The organism is Saccharothrix sp., from assembly GCF_031180885.1.
Lineage (GTDB): Bacteria > Actinomycetota > Actinomycetes > Mycobacteriales > Pseudonocardiaceae > Actinosynnema.
This window is the reverse complement of the sequence record NZ_JAPSLK010000056.1, coordinates 1-16,864: the sequence shown is the minus strand read 5'-3', so window position 1 is coordinate 16,864 and position 16,864 is coordinate 1. Positions and strand designations below refer to the sequence as shown.

Sequence of the window (16,864 nt, the reverse complement as noted above, 5' to 3'; positions counted from 1 at the left end):
GTGGGGTTCCTGGCCGGTCGCGACGTCCTGGTCGCCGGTGCGGGCGTGACCGGCCGGTCCGCCGCCGAGGCGCTGCTGGCGGCGGGTGCGTCGGTGACGGTGACCGACGGTTCCGCGGACCGGTTGAGCGCCCTGGAGCCGTTGCTGCCGGGTGTCGCGCTGGTGCCGGGCCTGGTCGCGCCGCCGTCGTCGGCGGAGCTGGTGGTGACCTCGCCCGGGTGGCGGCCGGACAGCCCGCTGCTGGTGGCCTCGCGGGCGGCGGGGCTGGACGTGATCGGCGAGGTCGAGCTGGCCTGGCGGATGGGCCTGGAGCTGGCCGACCCGCCGGCGTGGCTCGCGGTGACCGGGACCAACGGCAAGACGACGACCGTGGGGATGCTGGAGTCCGTCCTGCGGGCGGCCGGGATCGACGCGGTGGCGTGCGGGAACGTCGGGCTGCCGGTGGTGGACGCCCTGCTGGCCGGGCACCGGGTGCTCGCGGTGGAGCTGTCGAGCTTCCAGCTCCACTGGTCGCCGTCCGTGCGGCCGGCGGCCGGGGTGCTGCTGAACCTGGCCGAGGACCACCTGGACTGGCACGGCTCGTTCGCCGCGTATGCCGAGGCCAAGGCGCAGGTGCTGACCGGTGACGTGGCGGTGGCCGGGGTGGACGACCCTTACGTGGCCGAGCTGCTTTCGGCTTCGCCTTCTCCGGCGCACGTCGGGTTCACCCTGGGGGCGCCCGAGGAGGGGCAGCTCGGGGTGGTCGACGGGAACCTGGTGGACCGGGCGTTCGGGCCGGATGCGGTGCTGGCTTCGGTGTCGGACGTCCACCCGGCCGGGCCGCCCGGGGTGGCCGACGCGTTGGCCGCCGCGGCTTTGGCGCGGGCGCACGGGGTGTCGGCGGAGGCGGTGCGGCGGGGGTTGCGCGACTTTCGGCCGGGGGCGCACCGGGCGGAGGTCGTGGCGGTGTCGGACGGGGTCACGTACGTCAACGACTCGAAGGCGACCAACCCGCACGCGGCTTCGGCGTCGTTGCGGTCGTACGAGAGTGTGGTGTGGGTCGCGGGTGGGTTGTTGAAGGGCGCGTCGGTCGAGGAGTTGGTGCGGGCCGAGGCGTTCCGGTTGCGGGGGGCGGTGTTGATCGGGGCGGACCGCGAGGTGATCGCGGCGTCGTTGGCGAAGTACGCGCCTTCCGTGCCGGTGGCGGTGTTGGAGGACGCGACCATGCGCGATGCCGTGCGGGCCGCGCGGTCGATGGCTCGGGCGGGGGACGCGGTGGTGCTGGCGCCGGCGGCGGCGTCGATGGACATGTTCACGGATTACGCGCACCGGGGGCAGGCGTTCGCGGAGGCGGTGCGGGAGCTGACGGGCCAGTCTCAGCCCTGAGCACCCCGCCCCCGGCCCGCCGCAGCCCAGCCGATCCCGGCCCAGCGCAGCCGGCCCAGCGCAGCCGGCCCCGGCCCAGCGCAGCCGGCCCGGCACGGCCTCCTGCGGGGCTGGCCCCAGGCCAGCCGACCCGGGCGCGACCCCGGCCCGGCGCAGTCGGCCCAGCCCACGTCGGCCCAGCCCACGTCGGCCCAGCCCACGCCGGCCCAGCCCACGCTGGCTCGGCGCAGTCGGCTCGGCGCAGCCGGCCAAGCCCAGCCCCAGTGCGGTCGGCTCGGCGTGGTGGGCTCGGCGCGGTCCGCTCCGTGCAGCCGGCCCAGTGCGGCCAGCGCGGTCAGCCTCGGCGCGGCCTCCGGCCCCCGGTTCCATTGTCTCATCGGGTACCGACAAATCCGGGTGGCTCGGGTAGCGGCGAATCCGGCGGGTGGGCGGCGGGTCCGGCGGTGGAGCGCAACCGGCGGCCGGTTTCGGGCGTCCCCCCGTTGGGGAAATGGTCGTGACGGCGGTCGCGTCTGGGCGACACGCGGCGGATTTTCAGCTTTCCCCGTGCGAAGCGGGAGACGATGAACGCATGACAGCGGTGGACAGAGCGGTGGAGCGGGCCGGGGGTGCGCGGCCCAAGCGCGCGGTCAAGGTGGTGGCCGTGCGCAGTGCGCTCACCGCCTGGCTGAGCCGGCCGCTCGCGGACTTCCACCTGCTGCTCGCGATCTTCGGCCTGCTCACCGTGCTGGGCCTGGTGATGGTGCTGTCCGCCTCCGCGCCCGGCGAGGTCGCGGACGGGGCGTCGGCCTACAGCGTATTCCAGAAGCAGTTGCTGTACGTGGCGGTCGGGGCGATCCTTTTCCTGATCGTGCTGCGGATCCCGCTGCGGACCGTCCGGCAGAGCAGCATGATGGCGATGCTGGCGTGCGTGATCATGCTGGGTCTGGTGCTCACTCCACTCGGGACGGTCGCGGGCGGCGCGCAGTCGTGGTTCACCGTGGGGCCCGTGTCGTTCCAGCCGATCGAGGCCGCGAAGCTCGCGATGGCGTTGTGGGGCGCGCACGTCCTCGTCACCAAGCGGGCGTTGCTGGACCAGTACCGGCACCTGCTGGTGCCCGTCGTCCCGGTGGCGCTGCTGGTGTTCGCGCTGGTGATGCTCCAGCCCGACCTCGGCGGCACGATCACGCTCGGCGTCGTTCTGATCAGCCTGATGTGGTTCGTGGGCGCGCCGATGCGGTTGTTCGGCGTGATCGCGGTCGGCGCGGCGGCGGGTGCGGCGGTGCTGGCGGTCGGCGCGACCTACCGGCTCCAGCGCGTGCTGACCTACCTCGACCCGGACAAGGACCCCACGGGCGCGGGGCTCCAGGCGCGGCAGGCGATGTTCGCCTTGGCGGAGGGCGGGTTCTTCGGCAAGGGCCTGACCAACGGCAGTTCGAAGTGGCGTTATCTGCCGAACGTGCACAGTGATTTCATCTTCGCCGTGATCGGCGAGGAACTCGGCTTCATCGGGTGCCTGCTGGTGCTGGGCCTGTTCGGGTTGCTGGCCGTGGTGGGCCTGCGGATCGCCGCGCGCAACACCGACCCGTGGATCCGGCTGGTGTCCGCGACCCTCACCGTGTGGCTGGTGGCGCAGGCCGCGATCAACATCGGCTACGTGGTGCGGCTGCTGCCGGTCACCGGCATCACGCTGCCCATGATCTCCTCCGGCGGCACGTCGATCGTCACCACGATGGTGGTGTTCGGCATCCTCGCCAACTGCGCCCGGCACGAGCCGGAAGCCGTCTCCGCGCTGCGGTCGCTCGGCCCCGGCCGGGTCGGCGGCGTGCTGAAGCTGCCCGCGCCGGAGGCCTACAAGCCGCCGCCCAAGCGCCGGCCCGTCCGGCCGTCCACCCCGCCGCGCGGGCGCAAGGCCGCGCCGCCGCCGGTGGACGAACGGAGGATGGCCGGCCGTCACGCTCCGCCGTCGGAGTACCGTCGGCGCGACTCGCGCCGGGCGACCCAGGACCGGTCCCGGCGCCGCGACGGGCGCTAGCCCGCCCCACGACACAAGGAGGAAGTGCGTGACCGGGGTTCCCCAGCAGGCCGGACCGTGCGTGGTGGTCGCCGGAGGCGGCACCGCCGGGCACATCGAGCCCGCCCTGGCCCTGGCCGACGCGGTCAAGCGGCTGCGGCCCGACGCGCGCGTGGTCGCGCTGGGCACCGAGCGCGGGCTGGAGAACAAGCTCGTGCCCGCCCGCGGCTACCCGCTTGAGCTGATCCCGCCGGTGCCGATGCCGCGCAAGCCGTCGCCCGACCTGCTGAAGCTGCCGCTGCGGGTGCGCGAGTCCGTCAAGCGCACCCGGGAGGTGCTGGAGCGCCACCACGCCGACGTCGTGGTCGGCTTCGGCGGCTACGTCTCGCTGCCCGCCTACCTCGCCGCGCGCGGCCGGGTGCCGATCGTGGTGCACGAGGCCAACGCCAAGGCGGGTCTCGCGAACAAGGTCGGCGCGAAGTTCGCCGAACGGGTCGCCGCCGCCGTGCCGGACTCGGGCCTGACCGACGCGGAGATCATCGGCATCCCGCTGCGGCACTCGATCACGTCCCTGGACCGGGCCGCGCTGCGCGCCCAGGCCCGCGCCCACTTCGGCCTCGACCCGAACGCCCCGACGCTGCTGGTGTTCGGCGGCTCGCAGGGCGCGCGGTCGATCAACAACGCGGTGTCCGGCGCGGCGCAGGCGTTCGCGCAGGCCGGGATCGGCGTGCTGCACGCCCACGGCCCCAAGAACTCCGTCGCGGTGCAGGCGGTGCCCGGCGCACCCGCGTACGTGCCGGTGCCCTACCTGGAGCGGATGGACCTCGCCTACGCCGCCGCCGACGCGGTCCTGTGCCGGTCGGGCGCGATGACCGTGGCCGAGGTGTCCGCCGTGGGCCTGCCGGCGGTGTTCGTGCCGCTGCCGCACGGCAACGGCGAGCAGGCCCTCAACGCCGGCCCCGTGGTCGGCGCGGGCGGCGGCGTCCTGGTCCCCGACGAGCAGTTGACCCCGGAGTGGGTCGCGCGCAACGTCGTCCCGCTGGTCGCCGACCGCGCCCGGCTGGCCGCGATGACCACCGCCACCCTGAGCACCGGCCACCGCGAGGCCGACGAGGTGCTCGCCCGGATCGTCCTGGATGTGATCAAGAAGTGAGTGTCCTCGAACGGGTTCATCTCGTCGGTATCGGCGGGGCGGGCATGAGTGGCATCGCCCGGATCCTGCTGGCGCGCGGCGCGCACGTGTCCGGCTCCGACGCGAAGGACTCCCGCACCGTGCTGGCGCTGCGGGCGCAGGGCGCGAAGGTCGCCGTGGGCCACGCCGCCGAGCACCTCGACCTGCTCGACGACGGCCCCACCGCGGTCGTGGTGTCCACGGCGATCCGCGAGGACAACCCCGAGCTGGCGGCGGCCCGCGAGCGGGGCGTGGTCGTGCTGCGCCGCGCCGAGGCCCTGGCCGCGCTCATGCTGGACCACCGGGTCGCCTGCGTGGCCGGCACGCACGGCAAGACCTCGACCACGTCCATGCTCACCGTGGCGTTGCAGCACTGCCGCATGGACCCGTCCTTCGCCATCGGCGGCGACCTCAACGAGTCCGGCGCCAACGCCCACCAGGGCACCGGCGGGATCTTCGTGGCCGAGGCCGACGAGAGCGACGGGTCGTTCCTGTACTTCGCGCCCTCGGTCGCGGTGGTGACCAACGTCGAGGCCGACCACCTGGACCACCACGGCACGGTCGAGGCCTACACCGCCGTGTTCGACTCGTTCCTGGAGCGGATCGAGCCCGGTGGCGTGCTGATCGCGTGCGTGGACGACCCGGGCGCGAAGGCGCTGGCCGAACGCGCGAGGTCGCTCGGTCTGCGGGTCCGCCCGTACGGCCGCACGGCGTCCGGCGAGGGCGCGGCGACCCTGGTCGACTACCGGCCCGAGGACGGCGGCGGCATCGCCGTGCTGGACCTGGACGGCGAGAAGCTCGACGTGCGGGTGGCCGTGCCGGGCGAGCACATGGCGGGCAACGCGATCGCCGCCCTGCTGGCCGCGCTGGAGCTGGGCGCGGACCGGGACTGCGTGCTGGAGGGCCTGGGCGCGTTCGGCGGCGTGCGGCGGCGGTTCGAGTTCAAGGGCCGCGCCGGCGGGGTCCGCGTCTACGACGACTACGCCCACCACCCCACCGAGGTCGCCGCGCAGCTCACCGCCGCCCGGCCGGTCGCAGGCGGGGGCAAGCTGGTCGTGGTGTTCCAGCCGCACCTGTACTCGCGGACCCGGCTGTTCGCCGACGAGTTCGGCACCGCGCTCGGCCTGGCCGACGAGGTCGTGGTGCTCGACGTGTACGGCGCGCGGGAGGACCCGGAGCCGGGCGTGACCGGCGCGCTGGTGGCCCGGCAGGTGCCGCTGGAGCAGGGCAAGGTGCACTACGAGCCGTCGTTCGACCGGGTTCCCGCGCTGGTGGCGGGGCTGGTCGGGGAGGGCGACGTGGTGGTGACCATGGGCGCGGGCGACGTGACCATGCTCGGCCCGGAGATCGTCGGGGAGCTGGACCGGGCATGACGACCCAGACGGCGCGCCGCCGCACCGCCTCCGCGTCGCGGCGGCGCCCGTCCCGGCGCGGAGGACCCTCCCGCCGCGTGGTGCTGCGGCGCCGGGCGGTGGCGGTGCTGACCGTGCTGACCGCGGTCGGCCTGGTCGTCGCGATCTGGTTCACGCCGCTGCTGGGCGTGCGGCAGGTCGACGTGGCGGGCACCGTCGAGCTGACCGCGGAGCAGGTCCGCGAGGCCGCCGCGATCGAACCCGGCGCGCCGCTGGTTCGGCTGGACGTCGACGCGATCGCCGAACGGGTGCGGGGCCTGTCCCGGGTGGCGGGCGTGCGGGTGGGCCGCGCCCTGCCCGGCACCGTGCTGCTCACGATCGACGAGCGGACCCCGGTCGCCGTGGTCAACGCGGGCGACGGCGCGCACCTGGTGGACGCGACCGGCCAGGACTACGCCACGGTCGCCCAGCCGCCGCCCGGTCTGCCGGAGCTGAAGGCCGAGGGCAAGGGGCGGCCCGCCGCGGTCTCCGTGCTGGTGGCGCTGCCGGAGCCGCTGCGCCGGGAGGTCCTGGCGGTGTCGGCGACGACCGGCGCGGACGTGAAGCTGACCCTGACCGCCGGTCGCGAGGTGCGGTGGGGTTCGCCCGACGACACGCCCCGCAAGGCCGCGGTGGTGCAGGTGCTGATGACCCGGGACGGCTCGGTGTTCGACGTCTCCAGCCCGGAGCTGCCCACCGTGTCGTGATCTTCACCACGACCGACCTGGGGAAAGTCGATCGTCCTCCGCGTTCGGGACCGTGATACTGCGCGGCATGACTGTGACGAAGATCGTGACCAAGCCCGAGGAGCGGGTGGACATCGCCTTCACCGGCGACGAGCGGACCCTGCTGACCGGGTTCCTGGACTACCTGCGCGGCACCATCGAGCTGAAGTGCGCCGGACTGTCCGAAGAGGACGCCCGCCGCTCGACGCTGCCGTCGCCGCTGAACACGGCCGCGGGCATCGTCAAGCACCTGCGGTGGGTCGAGCACTACTGGTTCGAGGTCGCGCTGCTCGGACGGCCCATGGCCGCCCCCTACACGAGGGAGGACCCGGACGCCGATTGGCGGATCGAGCCGGGGGAGACGATCTCGGGTCTGCTGGCCGACTACGCTGAGCAGTGCGGGGTGAGTCGCGACATCGCCGCGGGGCTCGACCTCGACCACGAGGTGGCGTTCCGGGGGGACCAGAGGCTTTCCACGCGCTGGGTGCTGATCCACATGATCGAGGAGACGGGTCGGCACGCGGGGCACCTGGACGTGGTGCGCGAACTGCTCGACGGCGTGACCGGCGAGTAGGTCGGCCTCACCCGGTCGGGACACAACACGGCGTGGCAACTGGACCGAGGCATTTTCGGTGCATAACGTCCGGTGGGAACATACGGGGTTGACATAACTCTCGACCTCTGGTTGAGGGTTTCAATCCGGGTGGACTTCCGTCCGGGTGTGACACCGGTGGTCATCCACTCCAGCACATGAGCACGGACACGATCAGGAAGGCGGATCCGATGACGCCCCCGCACAACTACCTCGCGGTGATAAAGGTCGTCGGCATCGGCGGCGGCGGTGTGAACGCCGTCAACCGGATGATCGAGGTCGGGCTCAAGGGCGTCGAGTTCATCGCGGTGAACACCGACGCCCAGGCGCTGCTGATGTCCGACGCCGACGTCAAGCTCGACATCGGCCGCGAGCTGACCCGCGGCCTCGGCGCGGGCGCCAACCCCGAGGTCGGCCACAAGGCCGCCGAGGACCACCGCGAGGAGATCGAGGAAGTCCTCAAGGGCGCCGACATGGTCTTCGTGACCGCCGGCGAGGGCGGCGGCACCGGCACCGGCGGCGCGCCGGTCGTCGCGTCGATCGCCCGCAAGCTCGGCGCGCTGACCATCGGTGTCGTGACGCGCCCGTTCTCGTTCGAGGGCAAGCGGCGCGCGAAGCAGGCCGAGGAGGGCATCCAGGCGCTGCGCAACGAGTGCGACACCCTCATCGTGATCCCGAACGACCGGCTGCTCCAGCTCGGCGACATCGGCGTCTCGCTGATGGACGCGTTCCGCTCGGCGGACGAGGTGCTGCTGTCCGGTGTCCAGGGCATCACCGACCTGATCACCACGCCCGGTCTGATCAACCTGGACTTCGCCGACGTCAAGTCGGTCATGTCCGGGGCGGGCTCGGCGTTGATGGGCATCGGTTCGGCGCGCGGCGAGGGGCGTGCCGTGCAGGCGGCGCAGAAGGCGATCAACTCGCCGCTGCTGGAAGCGTCCATGGAGGGCGCGCACGGCGTGCTGCTGTCGATCGCGGGCGGGTCGGACCTCGGCCTGTTCGAGATCAACGAGTCGGCGTCGCTGGTCCAGGAGGCCGCGCACCCGGACGCGAACATCATCTTCGGTACGGTCATCGACGACTCGCTGGGCGACGAGGTCCGGGTGACGGTCATCGCGGCCGGCTTCGACGGCGGCGGTCCCACCCACAAGAAGCTGGAACCCCAGGCCCTCTCCTCGCCGCCGCGCACCACGGTGGCGCCGGGCCAGTCGGGGACGGTGCAGCCCTCGGTTCAGCCTGCTCCGGTGGCGCAGCCGGTCCAGCACCAGGTCCAGCCGCCGGTGGAGCAGACCCCGGTGGTCCCGCCCCGCCCGACCGTGCCGCCGCAGCCCACGCAGACCAACGGGGCGACCCCGCAGCCCACGTACCCGACGCCGCAGCCGACGGTCCAGCCGACGCCGCAGCCGACGGTGCCGCGGTCGCTGTCGCAGAGCGGGTCGCTGCCGTCCCGCGCGGTGCCGGTGACCGACGACCCGGACGACGAGGTCGACGTGCCGCCTTTCATGCGCCGCTGAGGCAGGCCGAACGCCACCGAGAGCCCGCTTTCCCGTTTGGGGAGGCGGGCTCTTCGCTCTTCGGGACTCGCTGGAACAGGGCGGGACTCGGTGGGGACTCGGCGGGGCTCGGCGGCACCCGGTCGGACCCGGCGGCACCCGGCGGCACCCGGTGGGACTCGGTGGGACTCGGCGGGGGCTGCCGGGCTGAGCGGGTTGCTGCTGGGCTGTGGGCGAGTCGCTGCTGGCTGCGTGGGGCTGACGGCCTTGGTCGGCCGACGGGGTTGAGTTGCGGCCCGAGCCGGCGGCGGGCTGGGTTGGCGCTGGGCGGGCGGGGTCAGGCTGGCGGATTTGGCGAGCCAGTCGGTTCGCCGGCGGGGCTGACGCGGCCGGTGGTCTGCGCGGCGGGCGGGTCTGCGCGGTCGGTGGGGTCGGTGGTTCGGCGGGCTGCGCGGGGTTCGCTGGCTGCGGGATTCGGCGCGCGCTGAGGGTTGGCCGCCTGGCAGGTGAAAATTTCACTTCACCGTACTAAATATTTTTGCTTAGGGTGGCTAAGTGAGTATGTGCGGAGGTTGAGCGCAGCTGAGGGCGGGCGTGGGCGGTGGCGGGCGAGCGGAGGCGGGGCGGGCGGAGGCGGTGGCGAAGGGTGGAGGCGAGGCCGTGGCGGTGGCGGAGGCGGTGGGCGGTGGGCGGCGGTGGGCGGCGGCGGGGGTGGATGGACGCGAGGGGAGCGGGTCTGGTTGGGGGTGGTGGGGGGCGTGGCAGGCTTAGTGGGTGCGTATCCGTCGTGTCGTGACCACCCGCGAAGGCGGCGTGTCGAAGCCCCCGTTCGACTCCTTCAACCTCGGCGACCACGTCGGTGACGACCCCGCCGCCGTCGCCGCCAACCGCCGCCGCCTCGCCGAGGGCATCGGGCTCGACGTCGACCGGCTCGTCTGGATGGAACAGGTCCACGGCCGGACCGTCCAAGCCGTCGACGGCCCTCGACCCAACCCGCTCGAAGCCACCGACGCCGTCGTCACCGCCACCCCCGGCCTCGCCCTCGTCGTCCTCACCGCCGACTGCGTCCCCGTGCTCCTCGGCGATCCCGAGGCGGGGGTCATCGGGGCCGTCCACGCCGGGCGGGTCGGGGCTCGGGTCGGAGTTGTCCCCGCAGCGCTGGACAAGATGGTCGAACTCGGCGCGCAGAAGGACCACATCGAAGTCCTCCTCGGCCCGGCCGTCTGCGGCCAGTGCTACGAGGTCCCCGCCGGGATGCGCGCGGACGTCGAGAAGCACCTCCCGGGCAGCGCCGCCAAGTCCCGCCGGGGCACCCCCTCGCTCGACCTGCGCGCCGGCCTCTGGCAGCAGCTCGCGGACGCGGGCATCGGCAAGATCGGCGTCGACCCCCGCTGCACGGTCGAGGAGAAGGCCCTGTTCAGCCATCGGCGCGACCCCGGAACGGGGCGGATCGCCGGCGTGATCTGGATCGACGCGTGAGCCGCCGGGACGAACTCGCCGCCAACCTCGCCGAGGTTCGCGAGCGCATCGAACGGGCCTGTCACAACGCCGGCCGCGATCAAAGAGACATCACGCTCCTCGCGGTCACCAAGACCTTCCCCGCCGAGGACGTGGCGATCCTCAGCGACCTTGGTCTGACCGAGTTCGCCGAGAACCGCGACCAGGAGGCGAGCCGCAAGACCGCCGCGTTCGCCCGGCTCCGACCGGACGCGACCGTCCGCTGGCACATGGTGGGCTCGGTCCAGCGCAACAAGGCCAAATCCGTCGTCACCTGGGCCGACCAGGTCGACGCGGTCGACTCGACCCGGCTCGCGGACGCCCTCGCCAAGGCCAACGCCGGCCGCGACCCGCTGGACGTGCTCCTCCAGGTCAGCATCGACGGCGACCCGGCCCGCGGCGGCTGCCCGATCCCGGACTTGCCCGATCTTGCTCAACATGTCGCTGAGAAGGGTGAACTTCGTCTCCGCGGTGTGATGACCGTCGCACCCCTCGGGATGTCTCCAGAGGCGGCGTTTCGTGCTCTACAAGGTGCGGTAACCCGCTTGCGTGACGATCATCCCACTGCCACCGTGATCTCGGCGGGGATGTCCGGTGACCTGGAAGATGCCATCGCGCACGGATCGACGTGCGTGCGTGTCGGAACAGCGTTGCTGGGCAGCCGAGGGCTAGCCTCGCCGTAATCGGGAGGAACCTCGGGGGCGGCCGCGACGTCCTTGCGGGTAGGGATCGGCGGAGGAAGGGCTCGACCATGAGCGGGTTTCACAAGCTGAAGGCCTACTTCGGGATGGTTCCCGCCGAGTACGCCGACGACCCCGACTACGACGGTGAGCGCGGGCGGTACGACTACCGGTCCGACGCCGAGGACTACGACGCCTACCCCGAGTACCCGGAGCGCAACGGCCGGCGCCGCCCGCACGGCGGGTACCGCGCCGAGCTGGACGACGCCGACGACTACGAGCAGCCCGACGCCCGCACCCGGTCCCGCCGGTCGTGGGCGGCCGAGCCGACGCACGGCTCGCTGGCCGTCGAGTCGCCGCGCGAGCCGGTCAGCCGGGTCCGCCCGGCGCCCGAGCCGCCCCGCCAGTCGCTGGGCCGCATCACCACGCTGAACCCGCGCAGCTACAACGAGGCGCGGACCATCGGCGAGCACTACCGCGACGGCACGCCGGTGATCATGAACCTCACCGACATGGACGACGCGGACGCCAAGCGCCTGGTCGACTTCGCCGCGGGGCTCGCCTTCGCGCTGCGCGGCTCGATCGACAAGGTGACGAACAAGGTGTTCCTCCTCTCACCTCCCAACATCGACGTGACGGCGGAGGATCGGAGGCGACTCGCGGAGGGCGGGTTCCTCAACCACGGGTGAGTGATGGCACAGTTGACGGTGTGTATGCCCTCGCGCTCGTCGTCTACTACGTGCTGTTCTCGTTCTGGCTGCTGCTCACGGCCCGCGTCGTGGTCGAGCTCGTCCGGACTTTCGCCAGGGAGTGGCGGCCGGCGGGTGGCGTCGCGGTGGCCTTGGAGACCGTTTACACCGTGACCGATCCCCCGGTCCGACTGCTGCGTCGGCTCATCCCGACGGTGCGGATCGGGGGCATCGGTCTGGACTTGTCCATTATTGTGCTGTTGCTGGTCGTTATCATTCTGATGCGAGTAGCCGATCCCAGGTGAGGGGACCAGGGATGTCCACAGCCCAGGAGTGCGTGAGGTGATCTGATGCCGTTGACCCCCGCGGACGTGCACAACGTCGCGTTCAGCAAGCCGCCGATTGGCAAGCGGGGCTACAACGAGGACGAGGTGGACGCGTTCCTCGACCTGGTTGAGGGCGAACTCGCCCGCCTGATCGAGGAGAACAACGACCTGCGCCAGCAGGTCGAGCAGCTCGACCAGCAGGTCGAGACCGCGCGTGCCGACCTCGAGGACGCCCGGGCCAAGATCGCCGCAGGTGTGGGTGGTCCCAGCCGAGTCGTCGACGAGCCGCGCAGGCTGGCCCCGGTGCCACCCCCCTCGGCGCTGGAGCAGACCTCGCCCGGTGGTGGCGGTGACCACCACGTGCAGGCCGCGAAGGTGCTCGGCCTGGCGCAGGAGATGGCCGACCGGCTCACCGGCGAGGCCAAGGCCGAGGCCGACGGGATGCTGTCGGAGGCCCGGACCAAGTCCGAGCAGCTGCTCTCCGAGGCCCGCGCCAAGGCCGACACGATGGTCAACGAGGCGCGCACGCGCGCCGAGACCATGCTGAACGACGCGCGGACCCGCGCCGAGACGCTGGAGCGGCAGGCCCGCGAGAAGGCCAGCGCGCTCGACCGCGACGCGCAGCGCAAGCACGCCGAGGTGATGGGCAACATCACCCAGGAGAAGAACACGCTCGAAAAGCAGATCGACAAGCTCCAGACGTTCGAGCGCGAGTACCGGACCCGGCTCAAGACCATGCTGGAGTCCTCGCTGCGCGACCTGCAGGACCGCGGCCCGGCCGCGCCGTCCGACGGCCGCCAGCAGGGCTACTCGTTCGGGGCGCGTGCCGAAGCCGGCTGATCGGCGCGGTTGATCTAGTCTGCGCACGTGCTCTACGTCGTTCTGCTGCTGGTGCTGGCAGCCCTGGGGCTGCTCGTGCCCGCCCTGACCACCGCCCAGACGCACTGGGCGTGGCTCTCGGTGGGCGCGAGCGCCGCGGCGGCCCTGATCCTGGTCTGGGACTGGTGGCTGCGCCGGCGGTCGGGACCCGCCCCGGCTGCCGGCGCCGCGGTGGAACGAGTTGATCAACGGGCTAGCGCCGATGATCAAGTAGAACCGGTGTCGGGTGCGGACGACACACCCGTTTCACCCGATCAGGACACCGAGCCGGGTGAGGAGGACACGGACGCCGCCGACCTGCTGGTCGTGGCGGACCTGACCGACGAGGTCCGCGTCCTGGACGAGCACCCCCGCTACCACCTGGCGTCGTGCAGCTGGCTGGGCGAGCGGGCGACCTTGGGGTTGCCGATCGCCGAGGCCAGGCAGTTGGGGTTCACCCCGTGCGCGGTGTGCACGCCCGACGCCGTGCTGGTGGCGAAGAAGCGGGCCACCGGCGACTAGGCGGTTTGCGGGCACCGGTTACCCTTGACGCACAGGCACCGATCCGGCCATCACCGGGGAGCCTCCGGAAGAACGGGCGTCGCCCCCTCGGCGAACAGCGCCCCAGTAGAACCGGACGGGAGCGGCCCGTCACAGCCGTCAACGAGAGGCCGTCGCGCGTGTCGCGTCGGCAAGCGGGGTGGTACCGCGGTGTGCCCGCCAGAGGGCGCGTCGTCCCCGCGTGCCGGGCGAGAACAGCACGCGAGGAGCAGCACGATGGCCTACCCCAAGGCAGGCGAGGGTCCGGTGCCCTCCCAGCCGTCCTTCCCCGCCCTCGAGCGGGACGTCCTCGACTTCTGGAAGTCCGACCGGACCTTCCAGGCCTCGATCGACGCGCGACCGGCGGGGGACAAGGGCGCCAACGAGTTCGTCTTCTACGACGGCCCGCCCTTCGCCAACGGCCTGCCGCACTACGGCCACCTGCTGACCGGCTACGTCAAGGACGTCGTCCCGCGCTTCCAGACCATGCGCGGCAAGCACGTCGAGCGCCGGTTCGGCTGGGACACCCACGGCCTGCCCGCCGAGGTCGAGGCGGAGAAGCAGCTCGGCTTCTCGTCGAAGTCCGAGATCGAGGCGTTCGGCATCGAGAAGTTCAACGAGGCCTGCCGCACGTCCGTGCTGCGCTACACCGACCAGTGGCGCGACTACGTGACCCGCCAGGCCCGCTGGGTCGACTTCGACAACGACTACAAGACCCTCGACCTGGACTACATGGAATCGGTCATGTGGGCCTTCAAGACCTTGTGGGACAAGGGCTTGGTCTACGAGGGCTTTCGCGTGCTGTGGTACTGCTGGCGCTGCGAGACGCCGCTGTCCAACACCGAGACCAAGATGGACGACACCTACCGGGACCGCCAGGACCCGGCGGTGACGGTCGGCCTGCGCCTGGAGACCGGCGAACTGGCCCTGGTGTGGACGACGACCCCGTGGACCCTGCCGTCCAACCTGGCCGCCGCCGTGCACCCCGACGTGGACTACGTGACCGTCGAAGCCCAAGGCGAGCGCTACCTGCTGGCCGAGGCCCGCGTGCCGGCGTACGCCCGTGAGCTGGGCGAGGAGCCGACCGTGGTGGCCCGGTACAAGGGCGCGGACCTGGTCGGCAAGAAGTACACCCCGCCGTTCGACTTCTTCGCGGGCCGCGAGAACGCCCACCAGGTGCTCACCGCGGACTACGTCACCACCGAGGACGGCACGGGCATCGTCCACATCGCCCCCGCCTTCGGTGAGGAGGACAAGCTCGTCACCGACGCGGCCGGCATCGAGGTCGTCGTCCCGGTCGACCCGCACGGCCGGTTCACCGCCGAGGTCCCGCCGTACCAGGGCCGGCAGGTCTTCGAGGCCAACAAGGCGATCATCCGCGACCTCAAGGACGCGGGCCTGCTGCTGCGCCACGAGACCTACGACCACCCGTACCCGCACTGCTGGCGGTGCGACAACGCGCTCATCCAGCGCGCGGTCTCGTCGTGGTTCGTCGCCGTGTCCCAGTTCAAGGACCGGATGGTCGAGCTGAACAAGCAGATCAACTGGGTGCCCGAGCACATCCGCGACGGCCAGTTCGGCAAGTGGCTGGAGAACGCGCGCGACTGGAACATCTCGCGCAACCGGTTCTGGGGCTCGCCGATCCCGGTGTGGGTGTCGGACGACCCCGAGTACCCGCGGGTGGACGTCTACGGCTCGCTGGACGAGCTGGAGCGCGACTTCGGCGTGCGCCCGACCGACCTGCACCGGCCCGGGATCGACCAGCTCACCAGGCCCAACCCGGACGACCCGACCGGGAAGTCGACCATGCGCCGGGTCCCCGAGGTGCTGGACTGCTGGTTCGAGTCCGGCTCGATGTCGTTCGCCCAGGTCCACTACCCGTTCGAGAACGCCGAGTGGTTCGAGAACCACTACCCCGGCGACTTCATCGTCGAGTACAACGGCCAGACGCGCGGCTGGTTCTACACGATGCACGTGCTGGCCACGGCCCTGTTCGACCGGCCCGCGTTCAGCAACTGCGTGGCGCACGGCATCGTGCTGGGCGACGACGGCCAGAAGATGTCCAAGTCCCGCAAGAACTACCCGGACGTCAACGAGGTCTTCGACCGCGACGGCTCCGACGCCATGCGGTGGTTCCTCATGGCGTCCCCGATCCTGCGCGGCGGCGACCTGATCGTCACCGAGCGGGGCATCCGGGACGCGGTCCGGCAGGCCGTGCTGCCGCTGTGGAACTCGTGGTACTTCCTGGCGCTGTACGCCAACGCCGAGGGCGTCGAGGGCAAGTGGCGGACGGACTCGCAGCACGTGCTGGACCGGTACGTGCTGGCCAAGACGCACGACCTGGTCGCGGTGGTGACCGACCAGCTGGAGACCTACGACATCTCGGGGGCGTGCGCGTCCATCCGGGAGTTCCTGGAGGTCCTGACCAACTGGTACGTGCGGCGCTCGCGCGACCGGTTCTGGGCGGGCGAGCAGGACGCGGTCGACACCCTGCACACGGTGCTGGAGGTCGTGTCACGGGTGGCCGCGCCGCTGCTGCCGTTCACCACCGAGGTGGTGTGGCGGGGGCTGACCGGTGGCCGGTCGGTGCACCTGACCGACTTCCCGGCGGTGGACGACCTGCCGGCGGACGCCGCCCTGGTCGCGGCCATGGACCAGGTGCGCCAGGTCGCGTCCACGGCGTTGTCGCTGCGCAAGGCCAACAAGCTGCGGGTGCGCCTGCCGCTGGCCAAGCTGGTGATCGCTTCGGCGGACGTGGCGCAGCTGGAGCCGTTCGTCGAGGTGCTGCGGGACGAGGTGAACGTTAAGGACGTCGACCTGACCACGGACGTCGACGCGCACGGGCACTTCCAGCTGGCCGTGAACGCGCGCGTGGCGGGGCCGCGGCTGGGTCCGGACGTGCAGAAGGTCATCAAGGCGGTCAAGGCCGGGGACTGGTCCGAGGTGGACGGTCGGGTCGTGGCCGCCGGGATCGAGCTGTTCCCGGAGGAGTACGAACAGCGCCTGGTCGCCACCGACCAGGGCGCGACGGCGGCGCTGCCGGGCAACAGCGGCCTGGTCGTGCTGGACACGGTCGTGACCGACGAGCTGGCGGCCGAGGGCGTGGCGCGTGACCTGGTGCGGGTCGTGCAGCAGGCCCGGAAGGACGCGGGGTTGGACGTGTCGGACCGGATCGTGCTGACGCTGCAGGTGCCGGACGAGGTGGCCGAGGCGGTGCGGCGGTTCGAGGAGTTCGTGGCCTCGGAGACGCTGAGCACTTCGGTCGTGTACGGCGACGTGGCCGAGGGCGCCGACGGTGCCGTGGGTGACGGGGCCAAGGTCCGGGTGGCCGTGGCCCGCGCCTGACGTTCTCCGACCCGGCGCCGGGATTCCTACGGGAGTCCCGGCGCCAGGTCGAGGGTCATGAAGCAGCTCGTGGGGTCCGGCAGGTAGTCGGCGAACGGCGGGCACGGCACGAAGCCGTGGCGGGCGTAGAGACGGCGGGCCGGTGCGAAGAAGTCCTGGGTGCCCGTCTCCAGGTTGATCCGGCGGTAGCCCCGCCTGC

15 protein-coding genes are annotated in these 16,864 nt (G+C 72.2%); 14 read left to right on the top strand and 1 reads right to left on the bottom strand.

The genetic code is table 11. The features are described from left to right. Positions 1-1,365, top strand: coding sequence for a UDP-N-acetylmuramoyl-L-alanine--D-glutamate ligase (gene murD, locus RIN75_RS36255; protein ID WP_309116609.1), 1,365 nt, complete (start codon positions 1-3; stop codon positions 1,363-1,365). Here murD and RIN75_RS36250 read toward each other — a convergent pair. Further along, positions 1,356-1,742 carry a hypothetical protein gene (locus RIN75_RS36250; RefSeq protein WP_309116608.1) on the bottom strand — a complete coding sequence of 129 codons (387 nt, stop codon included), beginning with the start codon at positions 1,740-1,742 and terminating at the stop codon, positions 1,356-1,358. The genes murD and RIN75_RS36250 overlap by 10 nt on opposite strands. Before the next feature lie 194 nt (positions 1,743-1,936). On the opposite strand from RIN75_RS36250, the gene ftsW reads away from it, so the two are divergent. From ftsW to ileS, 13 genes are all read left to right on the top strand, one after another. Next, complete coding sequence (gene ftsW / locus RIN75_RS36245; protein WP_309116607.1) at positions 1,937-3,379, top strand: putative lipid II flippase FtsW; 1,443 nt, start codon at positions 1,937-1,939, stop codon at positions 3,377-3,379. A 28-nt stretch (positions 3,380-3,407) separates the two neighbouring features. Continuing rightward, complete coding sequence (gene murG, locus RIN75_RS36240; protein WP_309116606.1) at positions 3,408-4,511, top strand: undecaprenyldiphospho-muramoylpentapeptide beta-N-acetylglucosaminyltransferase; 1,104 nt, start codon at positions 3,408-3,410, stop codon at positions 4,509-4,511. Further along, entirely contained in the window at positions 4,508-5,902 is a 1,395-nt protein-coding gene (murC, locus tag RIN75_RS36235; RefSeq protein ID WP_309116605.1) for a UDP-N-acetylmuramate--L-alanine ligase, read from the top strand. The genes murG and murC overlap by 4 nt, the downstream gene beginning before the upstream one ends. Next, on the top strand, positions 5,899-6,627 hold the full coding sequence (locus tag RIN75_RS36230; protein WP_309116604.1) for an FtsQ-type POTRA domain-containing protein: 729 nt from the start codon (positions 5,899-5,901) through the stop codon (positions 6,625-6,627). The genes murC and RIN75_RS36230 overlap by 4 nt, the downstream gene beginning before the upstream one ends. A gap of 67 nt (positions 6,628-6,694) precedes the next feature. Further along, positions 6,695-7,219 carry a DinB family protein gene (locus tag RIN75_RS36225; RefSeq protein ID WP_309116603.1) on the top strand — a complete coding sequence of 175 codons (525 nt, stop codon included), beginning with the start codon at positions 6,695-6,697 and terminating at the stop codon, positions 7,217-7,219. A 209-nt stretch (positions 7,220-7,428) separates the two neighbouring features. After that, on the top strand, positions 7,429-8,751 hold the full coding sequence (ftsZ, locus tag RIN75_RS36220; RefSeq protein ID WP_309116642.1) for a cell division protein FtsZ: 1,323 nt from the start codon (positions 7,429-7,431) through the stop codon (positions 8,749-8,751). A 753-nt stretch (positions 8,752-9,504) separates the two neighbouring features. Next, the gene (gene pgeF, locus RIN75_RS36215) at positions 9,505-10,209 is read left to right on the top strand and encodes a peptidoglycan editing factor PgeF (protein ID WP_309116602.1); all 705 of its coding nucleotides are present in this window, start codon (positions 9,505-9,507) and stop codon (positions 10,207-10,209) included. Further along, positions 10,206-10,910 carry a YggS family pyridoxal phosphate-dependent enzyme gene (locus tag RIN75_RS36210; protein WP_309116601.1) on the top strand — a complete coding sequence of 235 codons (705 nt, stop codon included), beginning with the start codon at positions 10,206-10,208 and terminating at the stop codon, positions 10,908-10,910. The genes pgeF and RIN75_RS36210 overlap by 4 nt, the downstream gene beginning before the upstream one ends. Before the next feature lie 68 nt (positions 10,911-10,978). Continuing rightward, positions 10,979-11,596: a cell division protein SepF gene (locus RIN75_RS36205; protein ID WP_309116600.1), complete on the top strand. Its 618-nt coding sequence runs from the start codon at positions 10,979-10,981 to the stop codon at positions 11,594-11,596. Positions 11,597-11,616: 20 nt separating this feature from the next. Further along, positions 11,617-11,901, top strand: coding sequence for a YggT family protein (locus tag RIN75_RS36200; protein WP_309116599.1), 285 nt, complete (start codon positions 11,617-11,619; stop codon positions 11,899-11,901). A 45-nt stretch (positions 11,902-11,946) separates the two neighbouring features. Beyond that, positions 11,947-12,762 carry a DivIVA domain-containing protein gene (locus RIN75_RS36195; RefSeq protein WP_121226822.1) on the top strand — a complete coding sequence of 272 codons (816 nt, stop codon included), beginning with the start codon at positions 11,947-11,949 and terminating at the stop codon, positions 12,760-12,762. 27 nt (positions 12,763-12,789) lie between these two features. After that, entirely contained in the window at positions 12,790-13,302 is a 513-nt protein-coding gene (locus tag RIN75_RS36190; RefSeq protein WP_309116598.1) for a hypothetical protein, read from the top strand. A gap of 255 nt (positions 13,303-13,557) precedes the next feature. Beyond that, positions 13,558-16,665: an isoleucine--tRNA ligase gene (gene ileS, locus RIN75_RS36185; RefSeq protein WP_309116597.1), complete on the top strand. Its 3,108-nt coding sequence runs from the start codon at positions 13,558-13,560 to the stop codon at positions 16,663-16,665. The last annotated feature ends 199 nt before the right edge of the window (positions 16,666-16,864 follow it).